This is a genomic window from uncultured Ruminococcus sp., from assembly GCF_937915125.1.
GTDB lineage: Bacteria > Bacillota > Clostridia > Oscillospirales > Ruminococcaceae > Ruminococcus_C.
This window is the reverse complement of record NZ_CALDMP010000093.1, coordinates 19350-28478: the sequence shown is the minus strand read 5'-3', so window position 1 is coordinate 28478 and position 9129 is coordinate 19350. Positions and strand designations below refer to the sequence as shown.

9 protein-coding genes are annotated in these 9129 nt (G+C 51.0%); all 9 read right to left on the bottom strand.

Annotated elements, in window-relative coordinates; translation table 11 throughout:
• Positions 1-103 precede the first annotated feature (103 nt).
• Genes Q0418_RS09465 through Q0418_RS09425 form a run of 9 tightly spaced genes read right to left on the bottom strand, consistent with a single transcriptional unit; the run spans position 104 to position 9126 of the window.
• Complete coding sequence (locus tag Q0418_RS09465) at positions 104-1030, bottom strand: M14 family metallopeptidase (protein WP_298483891.1); 927 nt, start codon at positions 1028-1030, stop codon at positions 104-106.
• The gene (locus Q0418_RS09460; protein WP_298483890.1) at positions 1027-1980 is read right to left on the bottom strand and encodes a M14 family metallopeptidase; all 954 of its coding nucleotides are present in this window, start codon (positions 1978-1980) and stop codon (positions 1027-1029) included. The genes Q0418_RS09465 and Q0418_RS09460 overlap by 4 nt, the downstream gene beginning before the upstream one ends.
• A gap of 43 nt (positions 1981-2023) precedes the next feature.
• Positions 2024-2818: a transglutaminase family protein gene (locus tag Q0418_RS09455; protein ID WP_298483889.1), complete on the bottom strand. Its 795-nt coding sequence runs from the start codon at positions 2816-2818 to the stop codon at positions 2024-2026.
• Between the two features lie 30 nt (positions 2819-2848).
• Positions 2849-3547 carry an alpha-E domain-containing protein gene (locus tag Q0418_RS09450; RefSeq protein ID WP_298483888.1) on the bottom strand — a complete coding sequence of 233 codons (699 nt, stop codon included), beginning with the start codon at positions 3545-3547 and terminating at the stop codon, positions 2849-2851.
• On the bottom strand, positions 3529-4872 hold the full coding sequence (locus Q0418_RS09445; protein ID WP_298483887.1) for a circularly permuted type 2 ATP-grasp protein: 1344 nt from the start codon (positions 4870-4872) through the stop codon (positions 3529-3531). The genes Q0418_RS09450 and Q0418_RS09445 overlap by 19 nt, the downstream gene beginning before the upstream one ends.
• A gap of 1 nt (position 4873) precedes the next feature.
• On the bottom strand, positions 4874-5101 hold the full coding sequence (locus Q0418_RS09440) for a hypothetical protein (protein WP_298483886.1): 228 nt from the start codon (positions 5099-5101) through the stop codon (positions 4874-4876).
• Between the two features lie 18 nt (positions 5102-5119).
• A complete protein-coding gene (gene recQ / locus Q0418_RS09435; RefSeq protein ID WP_298483885.1) occupies positions 5120-6979 on the bottom strand; it encodes a DNA helicase RecQ in 1860 nt (619 codons plus the stop codon).
• Positions 6976-8679, bottom strand: a complete 1704-nt coding sequence (gene recN, locus Q0418_RS09430) for a DNA repair protein RecN (RefSeq protein ID WP_298483884.1) — start codon at positions 8677-8679, stop codon at positions 6976-6978. Before recN ends, recQ begins: the two co-directional genes overlap by 4 nt.
• Complete coding sequence (locus Q0418_RS09425) at positions 8680-9126, bottom strand: arginine repressor (RefSeq protein ID WP_298483883.1); 447 nt, start codon at positions 9124-9126, stop codon at positions 8680-8682.
• Between the last annotated feature and the right edge of the window lie 3 nt (positions 9127-9129).

Genomic DNA, 9129 nt, shown 5'->3' with positions numbered 1-9129 from the left:
TCTGACGAAAAATCTGACGGCGCACCTGACGCGCAATCTTTGTGCGGTATTGCCCAATGAAAAAAACGATACATGCCAGACACCCGACACATATCGTTTTCTCTCAGCTATGAATAATTTTAAAGCAAACCGTACTCTCATGGATCAGCGGCTTATGATAGGAAAAATAGAGCACACCGGCATGATCTGCGGTAATTTCCGCAAGCACCGTTCCCTCAAAGGGATCCAGAATCTGACCGATGACTTGCCCCACAGTCACCTGCTCCCCGATTTTCACAGAAGCACGGAAAATGCCGCCGCATCCGGCACGTATCTGAGAGATGTTCGACTCCTCCACCAATTCCGTCTGATAGCCCGGCGTGGTATGTATCGTTGCAAGCTCTGCCTGGTTCATAAACCGCAGAATTGCCTCCACGGCAGCTTGACTGGAGCTTTCATCAATCGCATCTGTTTCACTGGAATACAAAGAAAAGGCATTTGTCTCCCAGATCTGCCAGTTATAATTCAGCGTGGTGGTATCATAGGGGCGGGGTGTCCGCATGATACCATATTGCAGCCCGAACCATTTCATAAGCTTGTGATCTGTCAGCTGCGTCTCCATCATCTTCACATGGGGCAGGAAATTTCCTGTCTGATAAAAACTTGTCAGCTGAATGCCGTAAGTATAGCCCTGCAGCTTCTGAAAAATCCCATCTGCAATACGCTGGGTTGTCTCACCCAGGTCATACCCCGGGAACATACGGTTAATGTCCGTATTATCCATGGGCCAGAACCGCTTTCCGATATTCATGGAATAATAATTCACACAGGGTATCACGAGGATTTCGACGCCATCGTTGAGTCGATGTTCCTGTTCCATTTGTTTCAGTTTCCGGATCAGCTGGGAACAGATATACATCTGCTGCACTTCATTGCCCCGTATGGCACCTACTACAGCAAGTGCCTTTTCCCCCTTGCCAAAGCGATAGCCAACCACATCCAGACTTTCCCGGTACGGTGACTTCAAAGAGTATAAAATTTCCTTTTTCATCTCGGCTCACCTGTCCCTTCCACCTGTTCTGTCTCCTTTAAAATCCGTCCCAACAGGGAACCGCCGTAGACAATGGGATACTCCCGCAGGGTAAACAATAAGCCGTCACAATTGGACTCGATGGACGCTGTCACAGAACCGTCCAGCGCATCCAGTACATCGCCGATATGCTCTCCTTTTTTGACTTGTGTGCCAAAAGAAACCGATGGCACAAAGATCCCGGCGGCATCGGAATTGAGAAATTCCACAGCACCGTCCAGAGAGATAATCGGTTCCCGCACTAGCTTTGTTTCACCACTCCACATGCCCAGTTCATGCATCAGATTCAGAATGCCATCAAACAGCTGTTTGCCATAGCTCTGGGTAATGCGCATTCCCACGCCCATTTCCACAACAAGTGTCTTTGTACCGATACTGTTCAGACTATGTGCCAGAGTCGATTCCAGCACCGTTGCAGACTCGTGCACCCAGATAAAATCTACGTTCAGCAGTTTTCCATAGGGCATAAGCGACTCCATAGTCGGCACACTCATGCGAATCTGGGGCAATTCCCGGAGATAAATATTGCTGGAATGAATGTCAATACAGATATCTGCCCCCTGAATGTCCTCAATAATAGAAGCACTGATGGACTCCATCATGGTGCCGTTCCGATTTCCGGGAAAGATCCGGTTCATATCCAAATCAAATTGGGGAATCCCACGGGTGATGGAATCAATGCCCAATGGATTCAGCGCCGGATAGATGTCCACCGTGCCGTCCAGCTGTCCGATGTGATTTTTCAGATAATTGCCCAGCAGCCAGACCAGATACTGTCCTTCCAGTTCGTCTCCGTGAATACCAGTGACGATACAGATCCGCTTGCTGCTTGTACCATTCCGGATGGTGGATTTCCGGATTTTTAGCGTCTCATTGACTGCAAGTGATGCCTCTGCAACCGTTTTAATCATACAATACGTCTCCTAATCTTAGAGTAACTTAGTGCAAATCAGATTATCCCCATCGGGGCAATTCTTCCAGCTTCGTCTCCACAAGCTGCATCTGCTGGGTATATGCCCCGAACATCACGCCCCGATTCAGGGCGCAGTCCTGGGAATCCCTGCCCTGTGACAAAACCAGATACCGTTCATCTGTTCGCCTGTCATTTGTGGGATCAAAGCCGACCCACTGGCTGCCATCCCAGAGTTCCAGCCAGCTGTGAGTCTCCCCTTCATCGAAGGCAAGCCCGGCAATATAGCGGCAAGGAATCTGTTTCATACGCAGCAATGCCAGAAAAATATGGGTATAATCCTGACAGACTCCCTGCCCGGCAGCAAATGCCTCCGCTGCCGTGGTGGTCACATCGGTGCTGTGCTTGACATACTGCATCCGTCCATACAGGCGGTGCATCCACTGCTCCGCCATAACATCTGTCTCCGTAATACCAGCAGTTTCCGCTTCGCATTCCCGAAAAAAGCAGCGCAGACCTGCATCTGCCTTCGTCATGGGTGACGGGTAGCCATAGCAAGGCATCAGATCGGTTTTGGGCTTTGTATCATCCCGCACTGCTGTGCCCCGGACGGTAAAGTCCAGATAGCGATGCTCCTGGGAAATATAGCCGCTCAGTACCTGATTGCCAAATGCATCGGTGCTCCGGTTGGGCAGTTGATTGGGTAGCATGGAAAATTGCAGTTCCTCCACATGCTGCGATGGCGATTCTATGGGAAGGCAGCGAAACAGATAACTATGGCTGTGCACATGATGGTTCATAGTAATCTTTGTTGAAAAGAAAAAACGGATTCGTTTCATGTAACTTCTCCTGTCAATTCATTGTCAGACTCATTGTTCTACCTGTTCGAACAGCCGACTCAGGCTGGCGATTGCCACCGGTGCATGGGCTGTCATATCCGATTCCCCCATGAGTTCCACCAGCACAGAAAGCTGTGCCGTGTTATACCGATAGGGCGTATGCTTCGGGATCAACCGCAGTCGATCAAAGAGCCGCTTCAGCTCTGGCATCACTTCGTCATCTGCATAGTGCAGCCGGAAATACAGATCCAACCGTTCAATGGACTGACCGCAGTCGATCAACGCCTTGGTCTCCAGATCATACACATGGTCTTCCAAACAGCCCCAGAATCCATAGAGAATATCCTCCAGCGCCAGCAGTTCCAGCCGTAGGCTTTTTTTTGCCTCCTTAGAACGTTCCAGCTTATCCATTGCAAGCTGCAAATAGGAGAGAGATTCTGTGGAAATATCCTCCCGGAGAACAATGCCGTTGTCATAGGCACAGCGCAGACTGAATGCCACCGAATTGGGATTGTCCTTGTCAAACAAAAACTGTGTCAGGAACATATCCCGGTCTCCGCAGGTATCCGGCAGCCCGAATGCCGCCAGATATTCCCGGTACAGCTGTGGATCTCCGTCCAGAGCTTTGTCAAAATGTGATTGAATGGCTTTTAATGTCGTAAAGGAACGTTCGGTATACCGGCCAAGCCAGAACAGCCGGTCACCATGTTCTAACGAGATTGTACCCATGTATCTTTAAACCCTCCTCCCTGAGAAGAATTGACCACAAACGAATCGGGATTCCGGGAGAACCGTGTCAGTCCAGACGGCCATACTCGTGTGGTTTCGCCGGAAAGCACAAAGGCACGCAGGTCAGCTTTCCGCATAACGATCTCTCCGTTTTCTAGCAAGGGAAGATCCTGGAAATCAATGATCTCCTGTGCAATAAAGCGACGAGGTTCCGCCAGAATAGTCTGTTTCAGTTGTTCCAGCTTCTCCGGTTCCAGATCTCTGCCGAAAATAACACCATAGCCGCCTGCTTCTGCCACATCCTTGATGACCAGTTCTTCCATATGCGCCATGACATACTTCCGGTCCTCCTCATAGAAAGGCAGATATGTGGGGGCATTTTGCAGAATGGGTTCCTGATCCAGATAATAGCGGATCATCTTCGGCACAAAGTAGTAAATTCCCTTGTCATCCGCTACGCCGTTGCCTGGCGCGTTGATAAGTGCCACGTTGCCGGCACGATATGCCTCCATAATATTGGGCACGCCGATGAGAGACGACGGTTCAAACGCCAGAGGATCCATATATTCATCCGAAATCCGGCGATAGAGTGCACCCACCCGTGTTTTTCCGCCGGAATAGGTACGGTAGTACAGTATGTTGTCCTCCACGAACAGTTCGTTGTTCTGTACCAGTACTGCATCCGTCAGCTCTGCCAGATAGGAATGCTCAAAGTACGCCGCATTATAGCGGCCCGGTGTGAGAATCGCCAGAATACCACCGCAGTTCACATGCTCCATGGTGCTCTTGAGGAGCTTTGCATAGTTCCGGTTGTCCACTATGGCATTTTCCGTAAAGGTTTTCGGGGAAGCAATCCGTGTCAGTTCCCGTGCAATGAGCGGATAGGATGCGCCAGACGGAATCCGCAGATTATCCTCTAAAATATACCACGTCCCATCCTTTGCCTGTACCAAATCGATACCGGAAATATGGCTGTAGATGCGGTCTTTTGGGGTGATCCCCTCGCACTGGGGCAGATAGCCGCTGGAAAGATAGATGAAATCCTCCGGCACAATGCCATCCTTGACGATCTTTTTTTCATGATAGATATCGTACAGAAATGCATTCAAAGCATCTACCCTCTGGATCAGACCAGCCTCCAGCTGCGTAAAGTCGTCATGGGAAATCACACGGGGAATGGGATCAAAGGGAAAAAACTGCTCCTTGAACTCGCCGTTCTTGTAAATGCCGAATTTGACACCATACCGGCGCAGCAGCTGGTTAATCTCCGCAGTATTCTCAATCAGATGCGTGTGGATTGTTGTGTTGGTTTGTAACGTTTGCATATCAGGTCACTTCCTTAGACTTACCGGTTCCATAAAACAAAAAGGCGCCTCTTTCTTGGAAAGAAGCACCTTTGCTAAACCAGTATTTTGATAGCATTATTATAGCAGAAAAAGTTTGCCATGTCAAGCCAGATTTGTATAATTCAGATTTTATAACGGAAACCGAAAAAAAACAAATGATTCCAAAGTTTTCATGCAAGATGACTTTTCCGCCGGAATTTTTCTTCACAAAGCGGAAATCCGATCATCACGAATTCCCGACCATAGAACCCTCCAGGTGTCCAGCAATCACACCTAAAAACTTTTTTCCATACTTCTGCGCCTTGATCACACCCACACCGGACACCTGCCGCATTTCGCCCATGGTATGGGGTTTCTTCCGGCACATATCCCGGAGCGTGGCATCTGCGAAAATAAAATACGGCGGTACACCCTCGTTTTTGGCGAGCTGCGTCCGCATTTCACGCAGCTTCTGAAAGAGCGTATTGTCCTCTGCCGTCATAGTGGGATCTGTCGTTCCTGCAGGCGCCGCCAATTTTTCCCGGACAATGGGCACACGCCGTGTCACCTGTTTCTGATCCCGGATAATCTCCACCGACCCGGCAGTCAGTGCCAGCTCCTGATAATCCTTGAATTGCCGCAGCGCAAGATCTTCCCGCTGGATCAGCTCATCCATCAGCTGTACCACTTCCCGATGGGACATTTTGTCAATAATTCCATAAGTTGACAGCTGATCCAACCGCATCCGCAGAACAACTTCCTTTTTGCTGCCGATGAGCACATCTGCTGCCATGGTACGGCTGAGATGATAGCCGCTTTTCTGGGCACGATACACGCAGGAAAGAATCTTCTTTGCCTCCAGGGTAGCGTCCTCTTCTTTGTAATTGGTCTGGCAGCAGGAACAATTTCCGCAGCTTTCCGGTGAATTTTCTCCGAAATACCTTAGCATCCGATGGCGCAGACAGCTGGTAGAGGTGGCATAGAAAGTCATTTGCTTCAGCCGTTCCTTACTCTTTTCAATGAGAAATTCCCGGAGCGCATCATCCTCCACATCCATGGTCTCCCGGCTGCGTTCAATTAAAAATGTATTGGTGCGCACGTCTTTTCCGCTGTACAACAGAATACACTGCGCCGGCTCTCCATCCCGCCCGGCACGCCCTGCCTCCTGGTAATAGCTTTCCAGATCCTTAGGCATGTTGAAATGAATGACAAAGGACACGTTAGACTTGTCAATGCCCATGCCGAAAGCATTGGTCGCCACCATAATGGGCTTTCGGTCATAGAGGAAATCCTCCTGATTCTGCCCACGTTCTCTGTCAGAAAGCCCGGCATGATAGCGTGTTGCCCCATATCCTGCATCACAGACGGCATCGCATACCTCCTCCACTGCCTTCCGGGTGGAACAATAGACAACGCCGCTTTTTCCAGAATTTTCTTTCAGTAGTTCCAGTAGTTCTGCCGTTTTGTTACTAGGTCGCCGCACGCCGAAGAACAGATTTTTCCGGTCAAAGCCAGTCTTGATCATCTCTGGATTTTGCAACTGCAGGATCTCAGCAATATCCCGTTCTACCTGTACCGTTGCCGTTGCCGTAAACGCTGTGCAGATGGGACGCCGGGGCAGCTGTTGGACAAACATCGGTATATCCAGATAACTCTGTCGAAAATCCTGTCCCCACTGAGAAACGCAGTGGGCTTCGTCCACTGCAACCATACTGATCTGCACTCGTTCCGCCAGCCAGAGAAAACTATCCGTCATAAGGCGTTCCGGAGCAACATAGAGGATCTTGTACTTCCCCTGCTGCGCCAGCTGCATGGTCATATGAAATTCCTCAGAGGAAATGCTGCTGTTTACATACGCCGCCGGAATACCCACCTGATGCAGTGCCTCCACCTGATCTTTCATCAGGGAAATCAAGGGCGATATGACAATGGTGATTCCCGGCAGAAGCAGTGCAGAGATTTGATAGCAGACAGATTTTCCGGCACCAGTGGGCATGACAGCCAGCACATCTCTGCCTTGCAAAATAGCATCAATTGCCTTTTTCTGTCCTGTACGAAAAGACGCATGTCCGAAATATTGCTGTAATAATGCCTCCGGCTCCATCATGTTCCCTGTTCACCTGCACTTTCCGGCAGTCCGTCTGTCTGCCAGCGTTCCAGTTCCTCCTGTGCCGATTGCAGCAGAAGTTCACTGGGATCGTCGCCGCCCATAATCCGAGCAATTTCATGGACACGCCCATCGGCATCCAGGGGCATGACATGGGTCTCCGTCCTGCCGCATTCCGTCTGCTTTTCGATCATGAGATGATGGTCTGCCATAACGGCAATCTGGGACAAGTGCGTCACGCAGAGCACCTGCCGGATTCGTCCCACTTCCTGTAATTTCATGCCGATTTTCTGGGCAGCCTTACCACTGACGCCAGTATCCACCTCATCAAAAATAAGCGTGGGAATGCTGTCCCGATCGGCAATGACACATTTCAGTGCCAGCATAATACGGGACAACTCACCGCCCGATGCAATCCGTGCCAGGGGACGAGGTTCTTCCCCGCGGTTTGCGGAAATGAGAAATTCCAGGCTGTCCATGCCGTGAATGGTAAGTTTTCCAGTGGCATGCTTTCCCACCAGAACCACATTTGGCATATTGAGAAATTCCAGCTGTGCAGTTACCTCTGTCACAAAACGCTCCAATGTTTTCGTGCGGTATTCCGACAACGCCTTCGCCTGTGCAGAGACTGTCTCCAAAAGCTGTGCCTTTTCCCGGCGCAGTGCGGCGATTTCCTCGGTATCGCTCTGCATCTGCTCCAGTTCCTGTTCCGCCAGTTCCCGCTGCTCCACCAGCTCGTCCCCGGTGCACTGATATTCCCGGCAGATACGGCGAATCTCCTGCATCCGCTTCTGCACCTGGGCATACCGCTGTGGATCCAGATCCATCTGTTCCTGCAAACTGCGGCATTCTGCCGCAATATCCCCCAGTTCAATACCGGCAGTGGTTAGGCGTTCTCCCAGGGCGGCAAAATCCGCACGCAGTTCTGAAAATGCTGAGAGTTCATCGGCGGCGGCATCTGTCAGCATCACCGCTGACACATCTGCATCGGCACCATCCAGAGCATCAGCCGCATTTTGCAGTGCCGATGCAATGCTCTCAGCATTCTGCAAAATGTTCAGTTCCTCCTCCAATGTCTCCTCCTCGCCGATCTCCAGCCCCAGGTCGTCCACCTCTGCCACCAGTTCTTTCAGCTGCTGCCGACGATGGGCTCTTTCCTGTTCCTGTTTCACAAGCTGATTCAGCCGCTTTGCCGTCTGCTGCAAATTCCGGAACGTCTCTTGATACTGCTGCAGCAGCGTATCATCACCGCCGAAAGCATCCAGAATCTGCAAATGGCATTCCGGAGACAAGAGCACCTGATTGTCATGCTGACCGTGAATGGTAATGAGTGCATCCCCGATCTCACGCAGCACAGATACTGTGGTGGTGTGCCCATTGACCCGTGCGGCACTGCCGCCGTCTGCGGCGATTTCCCGTGTCAGCAGCAGTTCATCATCCTCATGAGAAATAGACAGCGCATCCAGCCGTGCACAGACTGCCGCATCCAGATGGGTAAACAGCGCAGTGACCACCGCTTTTTTGCAGCCTGTCCGCACAATATCCCTTGTGACACGCTGTCCCAGAACAGCATGAATACCGTGAATGAGAATGGACTTTCCGGCACCGGTTTCGCCGGTAAACACATTCAGATGGGGCGAAAACGGAATCCTTGCATGGGCAATGACTGCCAAATTTTCAATTTCCAGCTCCGCTAGCATTTAAAATCCTCCCGTTTCCATGAGTTTTGCAAAAGAAAGTGCAAATTCCCGTGCCAGTGCTTCCGTGCGCAGCAGCACAAATATGGTATCATCTCCGGCAATGGTGCCCACCACATCTTCCCGATGCATGGCATCCAGCGCCGCTGCAACTGCCTGTGCTGTACCGGTACGGCAGTGGATCACTGCCGTGTTTCCGGCATAGTCCGTCCGCAGCGCAGCACCCTGCCAGATGCTCCCGGTAATTCCCTGCCGCGCTGGCGCTGTATAGCAAGCACGCCTGCCGTTGCGCCGTTCCTTGGTCAGCTTCAGCTCACGCATATCTCTCGACAGCGTTGCCTGAGTCACTTCAAATCCCAGCGCCGCCATGCGATCCCGCAGTACTTCCTGGGTAGGTATCTCCTCTTTTGCAATCAACGCCAAAATGGCATCCTGCCGTTCTTTTTTCATGGC

Bases quoted from the DNA above. Each gene is read 5' to 3' on its own strand.
- Q0418_RS09465 (WP_298483891.1), bottom strand. From the start codon at position 1,030: ATGAAAAAGGAAATTTTATACTCTTTGAAGTCACCGTACCGGGAAAGT.
- Q0418_RS09460 (WP_298483890.1), bottom strand. From the start codon at position 1,980: ATGATTAAAACGGTTGCAGAGGCATCACTTGCAGTCAATGAGACGCTA.
- Q0418_RS09455 (WP_298483889.1), bottom strand. From the start codon at position 2,818: ATGAAACGAATCCGTTTTTTCTTTTCAACAAAGATTACTATGAACCAT.
- Q0418_RS09450 (WP_298483888.1), bottom strand. From the start codon at position 3,547: ATGGGTACAATCTCGTTAGAACATGGTGACCGGCTGTTCTGGCTTGGC.
- Q0418_RS09445 (WP_298483887.1), bottom strand. From the start codon at position 4,872: ATGCAAACGTTACAAACCAACACAACAATCCACACGCATCTGATTGAG.
- recQ (WP_298483885.1), bottom strand. From the start codon at position 6,979: ATGATGGAGCCGGAGGCATTATTACAGCAATATTTCGGACATGCGTCT.
- recN (WP_298483884.1), bottom strand. From the start codon at position 8,679: ATGCTAGCGGAGCTGGAAATTGAAAATTTGGCAGTCATTGCCCATGCA.
- Q0418_RS09425 (WP_298483883.1), bottom strand. From the start codon at position 9,126: ATGAAAAAAGAACGGCAGGATGCCATTTTGGCGTTGATTGCAAAAGAG.